This window comes from Caballeronia fortuita, from assembly GCF_001544835.2.
In the GTDB taxonomy this organism is placed as follows: domain Bacteria; phylum Pseudomonadota; class Gammaproteobacteria; order Burkholderiales; family Burkholderiaceae; genus Caballeronia; species Caballeronia fortuita.
In genome coordinates this window covers 162548-176533 of sequence record NZ_FCNX02000013.1, presented here as the reverse complement: position 1 = coordinate 176533, position 13986 = coordinate 162548, and the positions used below count along the sequence as shown (strand labels likewise).

11 protein-coding genes are annotated in these 13986 nt (G+C 64.2%); 6 read left to right on the top strand and 5 right to left on the bottom strand.

Annotated features, from left to right (window positions below):
• The first annotated feature begins 44 nt into the window (after nucleotides 1–44).
• From AWB77_RS24200 to AWB77_RS24190, 3 genes are all read left to right on the top strand, one after another.
• Entirely contained in the window at nucleotides 45–2312 is a 2268-nt protein-coding gene (locus AWB77_RS24200; protein ID WP_096031179.1) for a mechanosensitive ion channel family protein, read from the top strand.
• Nucleotides 2313–2569: 257 nt separating this feature from the next.
• Nucleotides 2570–2926 carry a hypothetical protein gene (locus AWB77_RS24195; RefSeq protein WP_082852749.1) on the top strand — a complete coding sequence of 119 codons (357 nt, stop codon included), beginning with the start codon at nucleotides 2570–2572 and terminating at the stop codon, nucleotides 2924–2926.
• 118 nt (nucleotides 2927–3044) lie between these two features.
• Nucleotides 3045–4223, top strand: coding sequence for a porin (locus AWB77_RS24190; RefSeq protein ID WP_061136967.1), 1179 nt, complete (start codon nucleotides 3045–3047; stop codon nucleotides 4221–4223).
• Here AWB77_RS24190 and AWB77_RS24185 read toward each other — a convergent pair.
• Entirely contained in the window at nucleotides 4170–4901 is a 732-nt protein-coding gene (locus tag AWB77_RS24185) for a hypothetical protein (RefSeq protein ID WP_061136966.1), read from the bottom strand. The genes AWB77_RS24190 and AWB77_RS24185 overlap by 54 nt on opposite strands.
• Nucleotides 4902–5054: 153 nt before the next feature.
• Here AWB77_RS24185 and AWB77_RS24180 point away from each other — a divergent pair, with 153 nt between their 5' ends.
• Nucleotides 5055–6617: an MFS transporter gene (locus tag AWB77_RS24180; protein WP_061136965.1), complete on the top strand. Its 1563-nt coding sequence runs from the start codon at nucleotides 5055–5057 to the stop codon at nucleotides 6615–6617.
• Nucleotides 6618–6676: 59 nt separating this feature from the next.
• On the opposite strand, the gene AWB77_RS24175 is transcribed toward AWB77_RS24180, so the two are convergent.
• Nucleotides 6677–7600 (bottom strand): sterol desaturase family protein, encoded by a 924-nt coding sequence (locus AWB77_RS24175; RefSeq protein ID WP_208601557.1) that lies wholly within the window; start codon nucleotides 7598–7600, stop codon nucleotides 6677–6679.
• Nucleotides 7601–7890: 290 nt separating this feature from the next.
• Between AWB77_RS24175 and AWB77_RS24170 the strand changes: the two genes are divergently transcribed.
• The gene (locus AWB77_RS24170; RefSeq protein ID WP_061136964.1) at nucleotides 7891–9108 is read left to right on the top strand and encodes a PepSY-associated TM helix domain-containing protein; all 1218 of its coding nucleotides are present in this window, start codon (nucleotides 7891–7893) and stop codon (nucleotides 9106–9108) included.
• Between the two features lie 152 nt (nucleotides 9109–9260).
• Here the strand turns inward: AWB77_RS24170 and AWB77_RS24165 are convergent, their stop codons facing one another.
• The 3 genes from AWB77_RS24165 to AWB77_RS24155 form a co-directional block, all read right to left on the bottom strand.
• Nucleotides 9261–10586 (bottom strand): SUMF1/EgtB/PvdO family nonheme iron enzyme, encoded by a 1326-nt coding sequence (locus tag AWB77_RS24165; RefSeq protein WP_061137037.1) that lies wholly within the window; start codon nucleotides 10584–10586, stop codon nucleotides 9261–9263.
• A 165-nt stretch (nucleotides 10587–10751) separates the two neighbouring features.
• Complete coding sequence (locus AWB77_RS24160) at nucleotides 10752–11471, bottom strand: helix-turn-helix domain-containing protein (protein WP_061136963.1); 720 nt, start codon at nucleotides 11469–11471, stop codon at nucleotides 10752–10754.
• Between the two features lie 105 nt (nucleotides 11472–11576).
• Nucleotides 11577–12050, bottom strand: a complete 474-nt coding sequence (locus AWB77_RS24155) for a universal stress protein (protein ID WP_061136962.1) — start codon at nucleotides 12048–12050, stop codon at nucleotides 11577–11579.
• A gap of 269 nt (nucleotides 12051–12319) precedes the next feature.
• Between AWB77_RS24155 and AWB77_RS24150 the strand changes: the two genes are divergently transcribed.
• The gene (locus AWB77_RS24150; protein WP_061136961.1) at nucleotides 12320–13849 is read left to right on the top strand and encodes an MFS transporter; all 1530 of its coding nucleotides are present in this window, start codon (nucleotides 12320–12322) and stop codon (nucleotides 13847–13849) included.
• Nucleotides 13850–13986: the final 137 nt, after the last annotated feature.

The window sequence follows — 13986 nt, the reverse complement described above, 5'->3', positions numbered from 1 at the left end:
TCGCGATTCCGCGAGACGGGGATGACATCCTGGAGGGCATCTCCATGAGCGCATTCACGCGGCGTATCGTTGCGGGGCGTGATTTCATCGCGCTCGCTGTCGTCATCGGATGTGCATGCCTGTTCCCGGCGATGGCCGCGTCGCTCACCGGCGCGATGCAGAAGTTCATCGCACCGCAGCAGGCCGCTTCCGCGCCCACGCCCGCCAGTCAGGCGGAAATGGTGCGTTCGCTGAACACGCTCATCGATACGCTCGGCAACGATGCGCAACGCAGCGCCTTCGTCGCGCAACTGAAAGTGCTGCGCGACGCAGCGCAGACGAGCGCGCCCGCCACCCGCGCAGCCGCGTCCGCGAATGCCGATCTGCTCGGCGCGATCGCTTCGGGCATTGCATCGGTCGAAACGAACCTGAGCGAAGGGCTCACGCCGATGCGTTTCTGGACGGCGCGCGGCGGCGCGGCCGCGGACGAGTTGCAGGCCGTCGTCACGGGTGCGAAGGGCGAATCGTTCGGCCGGATCGTCGCGGGCATGGGTGCGACGCTCGCGGGTTGGGGACTATGCGCGTTCGTGCTGATCCGCGTGCAGCGGCGCATCTTCGCGCGCTACGGCCGCGAGGTCGCGCTCGCGCCGAATCCAACCTCGATGCAGCTTCTGTTCTTCGCGTTGCGTCAGACGGGGCCGTGGGTCGTCGCGTTCATCGCGGTGCTGCTCTTCGTGCGCGCGATGCCCGATGCGCTCGGGCGCACGCTCGGCCTCGTCATCGCGTATGCAATCGTCGCGGGCTCGATCTTTTCTGCGATCTGCATGATCGTGTTCTCGGTCTTCAGCACGGCGCATCGGCGCGTGGCCGTGCAGCAGTTGCTTACGCGCACGCTGTGGCCGCTCTTTGCGATCGGCGCGTGCGGCGCGCTCGGCGATGCCACCGCCAACGCCGATGTCACGCGCCAGCTCGGCCCCAATCTCGCGGGCATCGTGTCGACGTTCGCGACGCTCGCCGCCGCGCTGCTCTTCGGCTATTTCGCGCTCGCGTACCGGCGGCCCGTCACGCATCTGATCCGCAACCGTCCGTATGCGCGCAGGCGCGATCATCAATTCGCGACCGAAGCGCTCGATATCCTCGCTTCGCTCTGGCATATCCCGATCCTTCTGATCGCGGTGGCGTCGGTGGTGGCGATCATCGACGGACGCGGCGCGGAAGGCGACGTGCTGCGCCCCTCGCTTCTGAGCGCGGCGCTGCTCGTGCTGACGCTGTTCGCGTCCGCGCTGCTGCTGCACCTGACGCGCCGGCGCGACACGCGCGCGCAGCGCCGCGCGCCGCATCTCGCGCGGCTGTTGCGCTTCGGATGCACGCTGATCGTGTTGCTGATCTGGCTGGCGTATCTGCGTTTCGAGCTGGAGCTATGGAGCGGACCGATCGCGCGGCTCATCAAACATAGCGCGATGACGCCGGGCTTCCGGCACGCGCTGGTAGCAGTCGTCGCGACAGTGTTCGGCGCGTGGTTCATCTGGATCGTTCTCGATACCGTCATTCTCGAAGCGCTCGGTCCCAACAGCTCGCGCAACAAGGCGCTCAGTCCCGGCGTGCGCGCGCGCACGATGCTGCCGCTCGTGCGCAACGCTATATTCATGACGGTCGCGTGCCTCGCGGCCATCGTCGCGTGCGCGAGTCTCGGCATCAATCTGACGCCGCTGCTCGCGGGCGCGGGCGTGATCGGCCTCGCGGTCGGCTTCGGCGCGAAGTCGCTCGTTACCGATCTGATCACGGGGCTCTTCATCATCGTCGAGGAAACGATCTCGGTCGGCGACTGGATCGATGTCGACGGCGGACACGCCGGCACCGTGATGGACCTCACGATACGCACGGTGCGCCTGCGCGACGGGCAAGGCGCGGTCCACACCATTCCGTTCTCGCAGATCAAGATCGTGAAGAACCTGTCGCGCGATTTCGCCAATGCGGTATTCGAGGTTCGCGTGCCGTTCTCGACGAAGCTCGACGACATCACGAGAATGATCGACGAAGTGGGCGCCGCGATGATGAACGACTTCCGCTTTCGCAGTGAAATACTCGGACCGGTCGAAGTGTGGGGACTCGATCGCTTCGAGACGAACTGCATCGTCGTGAAAGGGCAGATCAAGACGAAGCCGCTGCAGCAATGGAGCGTGGCGCGCGCGTTCAATGCGCGGCTCAAGCTCAAGATGGACGAAGCGGGCATCGAAATGCTGTTGCCGCAGATGCAGATTCACACGGCAAAGGAAGCCGAAGAGCGCGCGCCTGCGCAGCCGGAACTTCGCGTGCTGAAGGAATCGCCGTGATTGGACTTCGTTCGTCGGCGGCGTTTCGATTTGCTGTACAAAGTGCCGGTGCGATTCGAAAAGCGCCGTTGCCTTATCGCATCACCGTGTAAAAGACTATGTCAAATGAATTAAAATGATTTAAGTACGCCGAGATTCATCAGACCATAGCGTTCCGCAGGAATTCGATGACACGCCATATCCGAAGATGTTGGCTCGCCGGAATCGTGGTTCTTTTTGCCGGCAGCTTTGCGTCAGCCAGTGAGCAAACTCGTGTGATGTCCATTCAGCGAGTCGCGGCGAATGTGCTGTTCTTTCCTGCTCCGGCTATCGTTTCGACCGCACATGAACAGCCGGTCAGGACGCTTCATCCGCGCTATGCATTCAAGAGCACAATGGACGCGCTCGACGCCGTCGTGCTGTCGAAATACGACAGGAACGTTCACCCCGATCTGAATCAGCTTGCGCGTGCTTATCCGCTGCCGACATCGCCGAATGAGGCGCCTGCGCCGCCGCGGCCGCGCGACGATATCTCCGGCACCGATGACGACTGGCATTTTCATGCCAACCCGCAACTCGGCGTGAATCACGAACACGAAAAGGGCATGACATTCTCCGTGCGCCGCGACTTCTGAGCGCGCGCGGGCATTCGTGATCGGCGCATTATTTTTAAGGTTGCCGTCTGTCGATTCAGTCGCATAATGTGATTGGAGCACGCCGTGTCTTCTCTCGACATCGATGGAGCCCAAGCAAATGAACAAGTTGCTGACAACCGGTGCGGCCACGATGATCGCGTTCGCAGGCGCGGCTCACGCGCAGAGCAGCGTGACGCTTTACGGCCTGATCGACGCGGGCATTACCTATTCGAATAATCAGATCAGTTCGACAGGCGGCGGGCACAGCAACTGGGAGCTCAAAAGCGGCCCGGTTCAATATAGCCGATGGGGCTTGCGCGGCGCGGAAGATCTCGGCGCGGGACTCAAGGCCATCTTCAATCTCGAGAGCGGCTTCAATCTGAACAACGGTCAGTACACCGTCAATAACCGCATCTTCAATCGCGAGGCTTATGTCGGCTTGTCGAGTCGCGATTACGGCGTGATCACGTTCGGCCGTCAGACCGACGACATGGTCGATTTCGTCGCGCCGCTTTCGCTTACAGGGACCGAATACGGCGGAACGCATTTCGCGCATCCATTCGATATCGATAACCTCAACGATTCGTTCCAGATCAATAACGCCGTGAAGTATCAAAGTCCGGATTTCGCCGGATTCAAACTCGGCGCGCTTTACGGCTTCTCGAATCAGGCTGGCGGATTTTCGAACAATCGCGCATATAGTCTCGGCATGTCGTACATGTGGGGTCCGCTCAGTTTCGGTGCGGGCTTCCTGCAACTCAACAGCGACGCAGCGACGCCCGGACAACTCAACGCGAACGGCGCCGTCACCGATACGACCGGTTCCTCGCTGCAAGGCGTGCTCACGACGAACGCGGTCCCGCTGGGCGCGCTGGCCAGCCGTCAGCAAACCTGGGGCGCGGGCGTGAACTACGCGTTCGGCCCTGCGGTGGCGGGCCTCGTCTACACGCAAACCAATCTGACGGAGTTGTTCCAGACGGGCGCGAGCACGCATGTGCAAAACTTCGAAGGCAACGTGCGTTATGCACTGACGCCTGCCGTCGAACTATCCGCCGCGTACACGTACTCGCGCGCGAGCGGTCTCGCGGGTTCGGGCAATCCGCACTGGAATCAGGTCAGCGCGATGGCGGGCTATAGTCTCTCGCGGCGCACGGATGTCTATGTTCAAGGCGTGTGGCAAGGCGTGAGCGCGAGCAGCAATTCGCCGTTGGGCGTGGCGTGGATCAACGGGCTCACCGCGCCGTCATCCACGAGCAATCAGGTCGAGGCGACGGTCGGATTGCGGCATCGGTTCTAAGGCGGAACGCGGCCCGATGTGGGCGTGCGTCTCGTGCGTCTCGTGCGTTTCGTGGACATCGTGCCGATACTTCCGTCCCCATTCGGTGACAGGCCCGGCATCTTCGTTGGCACAGAAGTTCTCGAACTCGCGCCAGGTGTCTTCGTAATCGCCATCGCGTGCAAGCTCGAACTGATTGCCGCCCGTCGCGCACGCGGCGACTTCCATGAACTGCTTCAGTATCGGCCTGCATGCGTGACTCACGTAAGCGTCCGCTTCTTGTCGCGGCCATTCGTTCGCGGCGATCAGCATCTGACGCCACGCGACGATGGTGCCGCGGCACGGATCGCATCGCGACGCGCCCTGTACGAGGGCGCTCGCTTCGAGCACGGCGATCGCGTGCTCTTCGAATTTCGACTGCTTGATCGAAGCCGCGCGCGCGAGTGAGTCGGGCCTGCCGTCGTCGCCGTCAATGATCGTACCGTTATGATCCGGCGGCGTCTCTAACTTCATGACGATACCCTGTTCGTGCAGCATGACGCGCACGCCGAAATCCGCGACGAGCATCGCGAGACGGCAGCCCCAGCGCATGCTCATGTCGTGAAGCCAGGCTTCGTCGGACGTGCGCAGCGCCGCGGCGATTTCCTCGCGCGCGTCGGCGAGCCATCGGCTTGGCGCAACCCGGTCTGGTCGACTCATGGCGTCATCTCGATACGAGCGGAAGCGACTAGCTTAACTCTCCCGGCTTTCGCGTGCGTAACGGTTGGCCGTCGGCCAATCACGTTGCGGGCGCGGGCAGACGGAACCGGTTAGCCTTCTGTTCTCGAGATACGTCGATGAGAAGGAGCGCCATTGAATAGCCAGCCACGCGCGCACGCCGTCGCCGCACAGGCGAGTCCCTGCGACGAACTCCTGATTCGCGCGCAACCCGTCGCGGACGGCTCGCCGTGCCGCCGCAAGCGGCTTGCGTTGTCCGCGACGATCCTCGGATCGAGCATGGCGTTCATCGACGGCTCGGTCGTAAACGTCGCATTGCCGTCGATTCAAAGTGAACTCGGCGCGGGCATTGCGGCGATGCAATGGGTCGTCAACGCGTATCTGCTCTTTCTCGGCGCGCTCGTGCTCGTCGGCGGTGCAATGGGCGACAAGCTCGGCCGGCGCAAGGTGTTCGTCGCGGGCGTCGCGATCTTCACGGTGGCATCGGCGGCGTGCGGCTTCGCGCCGGACTCGCGCTGGCTCATCGCGGCGCGCGCGTGGCAGGGCGTCGGCGCGGCGCTGCTCGTGCCGGGCAGTCTCGCGATCATCGGCGCGGTGTTCGAGGGCGAAGCGCGCGGCCGCGCAATCGGGACGTGGGCGGGCGTCGGGGCGATCACGTCGTCGCTCGGGCCGGCTGCGGGCGGCTGGCTCGTCGATGCATTCTCGTGGCGCGCGATCTTCTTCCTCAACGTGCCGCTCGCCATCGCGACGATCGCGCTCGCGATGGCATCGGTGCCCGACAGCCACGGCGCCGACGCCCCGGAATCGCTCGACTGGCCCGGCGCCGCGTGCACGGCGGCCGGTCTTGCCGCGCTGACCTACGGACTCACCGAGGCGCCGTCGCGCGGCTTCGGCGATGCGCTCGTGCTCGCGATGATCGGCGCGGGCATCGTGCTGCTCGCCGCGTTCATCGCGATCGAAGCGAGATCGCGCGATCCGATGATTCCGCTCGACGTCTTCCGCTCGCGCGATTTCAGCGGCGCCAATCTCGTCACGCTGCTGCTTTATTTCGGGCTCGGCGGCGTGCTGTTTTTCCTGCCGTACACGCTGATCCGCGCGTATGGCTTCAGCGCGACGGAAGCGGGCGGCGCGGTTTTGCCGATGCCGCTCATCATCGGCCTGCTGTCGCGCTTCACGGGCAATCTGACGGCCCGTTTCGGCGCGCGGGCGCTGCTGATCGCCGGGCCGGGCGTCGCGGGACTCGGTTTCGCGATGCTCGCGCTGCCGTTCGTCGCGGGCAGCTATTGGGCGGGTTTTTTCCCTGCGCTCCTCGTGCTCGGCCTCGGCATGACGATCACCGTCGCGCCGCTGACGACGACCGTGATGGCGTCGGTCGGCAGCGAGCGCGCGGGCATCGCGTCGGGCATCAACAACGCGGTGGCGCGCGTGGCGAGCCTGCTCGCGATCGCCGTGCTCGGCATCGTGTTCGTGTGGTCGCACGACGCGGCTTTGTCGGCGCGGCTCGATCGATTGCACTTGCCGCGCGAGAGCGTGCGCGCGCTCGACGCCGAGCCGAAGCACGACGCGCCATCGACGCCGCTCGCCCGCGCGCAGGCCGATGCCATCGCCGATGCGTTGCGCGCGGTCGCCGCGCTCTCTGCTGCGTGCGCTTTCGCGGCGGCGGGCGTCGCGGCGGCGACGATCCGGCGCGCCCAATAAAAAAATCCCGATGCCGGACGAACCGGACATCGGGAATCGAAGAACCCGCCGATGCTTCTTTATTGGCCGGCGTGGGCCGGTTGTTGTTCCATAGACTTGGCGCGCTTCTGCAGTTCTTCGGTCGTGTGGCCTTCGCCGTTCGGCAGCCAGCCCGGAGGACGCAGCAGGAAGCCGACCGCATCCGACACGCTCTTCGCGTAGAACATGTCCTTCGCGAGACTGACCCAGTGCTGCATTTCGACGACGATCGGGTTATGCGAGGTTACCGGCGTCGTCAGGCCGTAGACACACGGTTCTTCGGCGCGCTCTTCGACGTACGTTCCGAACAGGCGGTCGAAGATGATGAGCACGCCGCCGAAGTTCGCATCCAGATACGTCGCGTTCGATGCGTGATGCACACGGTGCGACGACGGCGTGTTGAATACGTATTCGAGCCAGCCGAGCTTCGGAATCCATGTCGCGTGCAGCCAGAACTGATAGAGCAGGTTGATCGACACGACCGCGAGCACCACATCGGGCTTCACGCCGAACCACACGAGCGGAGTGAAGAAGATGGACGATCCGGCAATCTTGGTGAGCCAGCCGAGACGATACGCGGACGACAGCGTCAACTGGTTCGGCGAGTGATGCACCGCGTGATTCGCCCAGAAGAAGCGGATCGTGTGCGACGCGCGGTGATACCAGTAGTAGCAGAACTCCTGTCCGATGAAGAGCAGGAACAGCGTGAGCGCCGTGTTCGTCGTGACCGTGTGGATGCGATGCTCCCACGCGAAGTTGAAAACCGGCGTCGCGATGGAGATCGGCACGAACGCGAGCAGCTTGCGGCCGACGAGATCGACGAGCGAGATCCAGGTCTCGTGCCAGTCGAAGGCGCGGTCGGTGCCTTTGTGCTTGAAGTGCAGGACGACGGCCTCGATCAACGATGCAGCGAGGACCACGCCCATCACATACATCGAAATCTTTCCGAGCAGTTCCAGTTCCATGATGGTTCGCCTTGGTGGGTGGTTGCGAATGAACCCATTGTGGCGACCGGCCCTGTTAAAAACCACGCGCAAACTATTTCACGGAATGTCACGGGCGGCGCGCAATGCCTTGCGGCGTAAGGGGCGGGCGTTTCGCAGGAGTTGTTTCAGGAGATGTCGGGCGGTAAGCAGCTTACGAGATGCTTGTGCGCAGACCGCGTCGCGGCTAGAATTGCGAACAATTCTTATTTACATCTAATTGAAAAGATGATTGCCGCCGCGTACGACTTTCGCTCCGAGGATTCGCGGGCATGAGGCCGGTTCTGGTTCGCCTGCATCGCTGGCTCGGCGTCGCGACCGCGCTTTTTCTGTTCGTCTCGGGTCTCACGGGCGCGATCATCGCGTGGGATCACGAAATCGACGCGCTTTTGAATCCCGCGTTTTTCGATGCCCGCACCGACGCGCCCGCGCTGCCGCCGCTCGAACTTGCGCGGCGCGTCGAGGCCGCCGATCCGCGCGTCGAAGTGACGTACATGCCGCTCGGCTTCGAGCCCGGCCATACCGCGCAGATGATGGTGATGCCGCGCACGAATCCGGCGACGAACGCGCCGTTCGACGTTCCGTACAACCAGATCGCCGTCGATCCCGCGACCGGTCAGGTGCAGGCGCAGCGCATGTGGGGCGCGGTGTCGCTGGCGCGCATCGACCTGATGCCGTTTCTCTACAAGCTGCACTACACGCTGCATCTGCCGATCGTCGGCGGCTTCGATATCGGTACGTGGCTCATCGGCATTGTCGGAATTCTTTGGTTCTTCGACAGCGGCGTCGCGCTGATCCTGTCGTTCCCGAGCGTGAAGGCGTGGCGCAAGTCGTTCGCGTTTCGCGTGAAGCGCGGCGGCTATGCGCTGACGTTCGACCTGCATCGCTCCGGCGGCGTGTGGATCTGGGGCATCCTGCTCGTGATGGCGCTGACATCGATTTCGATGAATCTCTCCGAGCCCGTGATGCGCCCGGTCGTGTCGATGTTCTCGAAGCTCTCGCCATCGTTTCTCGACAATCCCGAGCTCGTGCGCGCCGGGCCGCCCGGCAAGCCGCTCGCCACGCGCGAACAGATCCTGGAGATAGCCGCGCGCGACGCGAAGCGCGAAAACCTCACCGAGCCGATGGGCGCGCTCTATTACGCGCCGATGTTCAAGGCGTATGGCGTCGGCTTCTTCGCGCCGGGCCGCGATCACGGCGACATGGGCCTCGGCAACGCCTGGCTCTACTACAACGCGCAGACGGGCGCGCTTGCCGGATCGACGATTCCGGGCCGCGGATCCGCCGGCGACATCTTCATGCAAGCGCAGTTTCCGCTGCATTCCGGGCGCATCGTGGGCCTCTCCGGCCGCATTCTGGTGAGCGCCGTCGGCGTCGCCGTTGCGGTGTTGAGCGCGACGGGACTCATCATCTGGTTCAGAAAGCGTTCCGCGCGTCGGCATTCGGCCGCTGTGGCGAGCGCACGCGCGGCGCGGTCGATGTCGTCTTGAAAACGTCTAGGCTCGTTGCGATCCGCGGATCGATGCGGATCGGCGGCGGGCAGGACCGATATCGGCCGTCGCTTCGGCAGTGAAGGGCACAAAAAAACGCCGCGCGTTCACTGCGAACGCGCGGCGTTTGTTTCTGGAACGCGCCTATGCGCCTATGCGCTTACGCAGCGAAAGCCTGCGTACACATACTGATAATGTGCCTGGAACCAGTTGCGGAAGCTCGGCCGCAACATGCATGCGGCGGTGCGCGGCGAGCCGCCCTTGATGACGAAGTGCTTGCCGTCGAAGAAATTCGCTGAGTAGCCGAGATAGAACGGAAACGGCTCGAAGCCGTTCAGCGGCCCGAACTCCGTCGACGTCCATTCCCAGCCGTTACCGAACTGCCCTTCGACGCCGAACTCGCTTCGGTTGTCCGGATGCGCCTGCACCGGCGACGGATCCCATCGGCGGAAGTCGAAATTGCCTTCCGCGACGTGCGGCGCACCCGCCGCCGCGCGCTGCCATTGCGCCTCGGTCGGCAATGACTTGCCCGCCCAGCGCGCATACGCCTTCGCTTCGGCGTGGCTCACATAGACGGGCCAGTCGGGCGGCAGCGGAATCTCATCGAACATCGTGCGCAGGGTCCATGCGCTGCGCGCGTCGGTGGCATCGGCGTCGGCATCGGCATCGGCATCGGCGGGAATCCAGAACGCCGGATGCGCGATGCGCTGCTCTTCCTTCCACGCCCAGTCGGCGTCGTCCCAGTAGTCGCGGTTCCAGTAACCGCCGGCATCGATGAAACGCAGATAGTCGCCGTTCGTCACCATATGGCGATCGATCTCGAACGCGGGCACGTCGATGCGCTCTTCGCCGAATTCGTTGTCCCAGCCGAACAGTCCGCTTTCGCGCGAGAGGCCGAGCGTGACGCTGCCGGCGGGCACGCTGACCGTATCGCGCGCGAGTGCTCGGTCGGACGCGCGCTCGGAACGCGCATCGGGTGGCGCAATTTTTCTATCGACCGGCAATTGATGCAGCATGTACGCGAGCGTTTCTGCATGCATCAGCCGATGCTCGATCGCCACTTCGAGCAGCTTCGCCGCCGGTTCGTCCGACGAAAGCGGCGCGGCGGCAATCTTGATGGGATCGAAATGCGCGTCGATCTCGGCCCGCACCTGATCGCGATAGGCGCGCACCTGATCGAGCGTGGGCCAGTCGGACGGCTGATCGGTCGGCAATCCGCCATCCACCGGATCGATGCCGAAGGCGAAAAGCTGGTCGTAGGCGGGATTCGGGCTCGGCAGATCGAAGAGCCGCGCATCGAACAGATTGCGGTCGAAGGCTTCGAGATGCCCGATGTAGAAAACGACGCGGTGCCGCTCGGCGATCGGCCTGTCGTAAAGATGCTCGGGCCTCACGACGTCGAATAACTCGTCGGTGACGCGGCGCGCTTCGGCGAGGCGTTCGAGCAGCGGATGACGCAGGGAAGGTTCGCGGTTCATGTCGCCCAATCTCCGTGGCTGGCCAGTTGGCTTCGCGTTCGGCCGATGCCGCACGCGAACGCGGTTTGGCCGAACCAAAGAGACTAAACCGTAGCGAAGCGCGTGCCAACCGAAATATGCACGGCGATTATTCGCGGGGAAACAATAATCGCGGTCGACGCACCGTCAGACGGCGCGCAGCGCCTCGAAGTCGCGGATGCGGATGAACTTGCCTTGTGTCTCGATCACACCCGCTTTGTCGAACCGCGACAGCGTGCGGCTGACGGTTTCGAGCGTCATGCCGAGATAGCTGCCCATGTCGTCGCGCGTCATGCGCAGCGTGAATTCCGACGACGCATAGCCGCGCTTCGCGAGCCGCGACGAGAGGTCGAGCAGCAGGCGCGCGACGCGTTCATCGGCGCGCAGCAAGCCAAGCCGCGCGACGTGATTCGCCTCGCGATTGACCGCGTGACTCATCATGCGATGCAACCGCTTCTGCAGCGCGTCCGTCTCGCGGCACATGCGCTCGAAAAGCGAATAAGGCACGACGCAGACTGAGCTGTCTTCGAGCGCGATCGCGGCGCACGTATGCACGCCTTCCTCGATGCCTTCGAAGCCGAGCGCATCGCCCGCGAGCAGCAGGCCGGTCACCTGTTCGCGGCCGCCGTCGTGCGTGATGACGGTCTTGATCGATCCGGAGCGCACGGCGAACAGCGCATCGAAGCGGTCGCCGGCGCGAAACAGCGCGTCGCCGCGCTTGACCTTGCGCGACACGGAGATGATGTTCTCCAGCTTGGCGATGTCGTTCGCGCCAAGACCTTCGGGCATGCACAGATGACGCATCGCACAGGTCGAGCAGTGCGCCGAATTGCGGCGCGCGCGATTGAGTTCGGACGTGGCGGTCATTGGGCTTCGTTTTGTTGATGAATGACAAAACGATTCTCCCATAGGCCATCGCCCCGCCTGCGTGAAAAATTGACGCGGGCAGGGCATCGATCAAACTCTTTTACCTCATGCGGTTGCTTTCTCTTCCGCTCCGCCCGCAGCCGATGGAATCAGCAGCACCGGCAGCGTTGCCTGACGCAGACAGCGCTCGGCCACGCTGCCGAGAATCAGCCGCTGAAAGCCCTTGCGGCCGTGCGTGCCCATGATGATCAAATCGGCGTCGAAGGCATGCGCCGCCTGGATGATGAGCGATGCGACGTCGTCGCTCGCGGTGGCTTCGACCGTCACGACTTCGCCGGTGACGCCGCGCGCCGTCATCTGCGCAGCGGCTTCGCGCGCGAGCGATGCGCCTTGCTCCATCAGACTCGAATGCAGCGACGAAGGATCGTATCCGGGCACGTCGAGATACATCGGTCCGGCTTCGACGACGTAATACGGCTGCACGACCGCCTGATGCGTGACGGCGAGATCGAGCGCGGCGGAGAAGGCGCGCTCGGAAGTCCGGCTGCCGTCGATGGCGACGAGAATGCGTTTGAACATGACGGTTTCCCCACGAAACGATCGATTGACGTACGGCACGCGCCGTCTTTCATGCTTTCGCATGATAGGGCGCGGCCCGCGAATCGCGACGCCGCTTTTTTGCGATAAGTCGATCTAGCGCAAGGCAGGCCGTACAATTCGTGGTTGCTCGACATCAGCGCCCGCTTAAAAACCGGCGGTGTGACCTCTTTCTAGCACTTCCCCAGCCTCTTCGCCCGACCGTGACTCAATCGCCGCCTGCTTTACCGTTCAGAACCGCGCTCTACGCGATGCTCGGCATCGGCCTCGTCAACATGCTCGTCGCGCTCGATCAGACCGTGGTCAGCACGGCGCTGCCGTCGATCGTCGCGGAACTGCACGGCTTCGAGTTCTATGCGTGGATCGCGAGCGCGTATCTGCTCGCGTCGGTCGTGACGGTGCCGGTGTTTGGGCGGCTCGGCGACTACTTCGGACGCAAGCGCTTCGTGATCGCGGCGGTCGTTACGTTCACGGTTGCGTCGGTGCTGTGCGGCCTCGCGCCCAACATGCTGTTTCTCGTGCTCGCGCGCGGGCTGCAGGGCGCCGGCGGCGGAATGATGGTCGGCACCGCGTTCGCATCGATTCCCGATCTGTTTCCCGATCCGCGCACGCGCGTGCGCTGGCAGGTCGTGCTCGCGGCGGCATACGGCATCGGCACGGCGGCGGGGCCGTCGCTCGGCGGCTGGATGAGTCAGCACTGGGGCTGGCGCTCGACGTTTCTCGTCAATCTGCCGGTCGGCGCGGCGGCGCTCTATTTCATCTGGTCGCATCTGCCTAATCTGCATCGGCCGCGCGAGGGCGGGGTGAAGATCGACTGGACGGGCGCGGCGCTCGTCGCGCTGGTGCTCGGCGGCTTCCAGGCGCTGATCGAGGCGCTGCCGAAGGACGGCATCTCGACGGCGAATGTCGCGCTCGGCATCGGCGTGGCGGTGTGCGCGGTGGCGCTTCTGATCTGCGAGCGCCGCGCGACGCATCCGATCATCCCGCTCGACATCTTCCGCGACCCGCAGATGAACACGCTCTTCACGCTGTCCTTTCTCGCGGGCTTCGTGATGTTCTCGCTGATCTTCTTCGCGCCGCTCCTGCTGCAAGGCGGTTTCGGCCTTTCGCCGCAAGCCGCCGGCCTGCTCGCGACGCCGATCGCCGCGTGCATCGCGCTCGGCAGCTTCATCAACACGCGCATCGTGATTCACATGAAGAAGCCGGTGAACATCCTGTCGATCGGCTTCACGCTGCTCCTGATCGCGTCGGTGGCGCTCGCGTTCGCGCGCGAATCGACGCCGCATCTGTGGATCGAACTGCCGATGGCCGCGACCGGCATCGGCCTGGGCTTCATCCTGAACAACATGAACATCTTCGGGCAGGAGATCGCGGGCCGCGAGCGTTTCGGCATCACGACGGCGCTGCTGCAGTCGACGCGCATGGTCGGCGGGATGATGGGCACGAGCATCGTCGGGACGATCGTCGCGCATCACTACGCGAGCGTCGTCGGGCGCACGGTCAGCGTGCTCGGCGCGCCGGTGTCGGCGCAATGGCTGCCGCGACTGTCGGACCCGCGGATTCTCGTCGACGAAGCATTGCGCGACCGTCTCCTCGCCGAACTCAACGCCGCCGGCCTCGATGCCTCCGCGCTCCTCGATGCCGCCCGCGACGCGCTCGTGCAGTCGATCCACATCGGTGTGATGCTGACGGCTGTCGCCGCGCTCGTGGCGGCGCTGCTGGTGCGGCGCATCGCGCACATCACGTTCCGCAAGCACGCGACGCCCGCCGCGAAATCCTGACGCGCATTCTTTGAGAAGCGGTTTCCCGCGCCTATTATTTCTGGCGTCGCGGCCAGGACAGCTTTTCGCTTCGACGCCGACCGCGCACCGCGCTTGCTTCATCGCCCTCGACGGCGGCTCGCGCGGAACGCTTGCGC

What these genes read in the sequence shown, in the direction of transcription:
- AWB77_RS24175 (WP_208601557.1), bottom strand. Translation starts at nt 7,600, where the DNA reads ATGGAACTGGAACTGCTCGGAAAGATTTCGATGTATGTGATGGGCGTG.
- AWB77_RS24190 (WP_061136967.1), top strand. Translation starts at nt 3,045, where the DNA reads ATGAACAAGTTGCTGACAACCGGTGCGGCCACGATGATCGCGTTCGCA.
- AWB77_RS24160 (WP_061136963.1), bottom strand. Translation starts at nt 11,471, where the DNA reads ATGACCGCCACGTCCGAACTCAATCGCGCGCGCCGCAATTCGGCGCAC.
- AWB77_RS24195 (WP_082852749.1), top strand. Translation starts at nt 2,570, where the DNA reads ATGTCCATTCAGCGAGTCGCGGCGAATGTGCTGTTCTTTCCTGCTCCG.
- AWB77_RS24170 (WP_061136964.1), top strand. Translation starts at nt 7,891, where the DNA reads ATGAGGCCGGTTCTGGTTCGCCTGCATCGCTGGCTCGGCGTCGCGACC.
- AWB77_RS24200 (WP_096031179.1), top strand. Translation starts at nt 45, where the DNA reads ATGAGCGCATTCACGCGGCGTATCGTTGCGGGGCGTGATTTCATCGCG.
- AWB77_RS24165 (WP_061137037.1), bottom strand. Translation starts at nt 10,586, where the DNA reads ATGAACCGCGAACCTTCCCTGCGTCATCCGCTGCTCGAACGCCTCGCC.
- AWB77_RS24155 (WP_061136962.1), bottom strand. Translation starts at nt 12,050, where the DNA reads ATGTTCAAACGCATTCTCGTCGCCATCGACGGCAGCCGGACTTCCGAG.
- AWB77_RS24185 (WP_061136966.1), bottom strand. Translation starts at nt 4,901, where the DNA reads ATGAGTCGACCAGACCGGGTTGCGCCAAGCCGATGGCTCGCCGACGCG.
- AWB77_RS24150 (WP_061136961.1), top strand. Translation starts at nt 12,320, where the DNA reads ATGCTCGGCATCGGCCTCGTCAACATGCTCGTCGCGCTCGATCAGACC.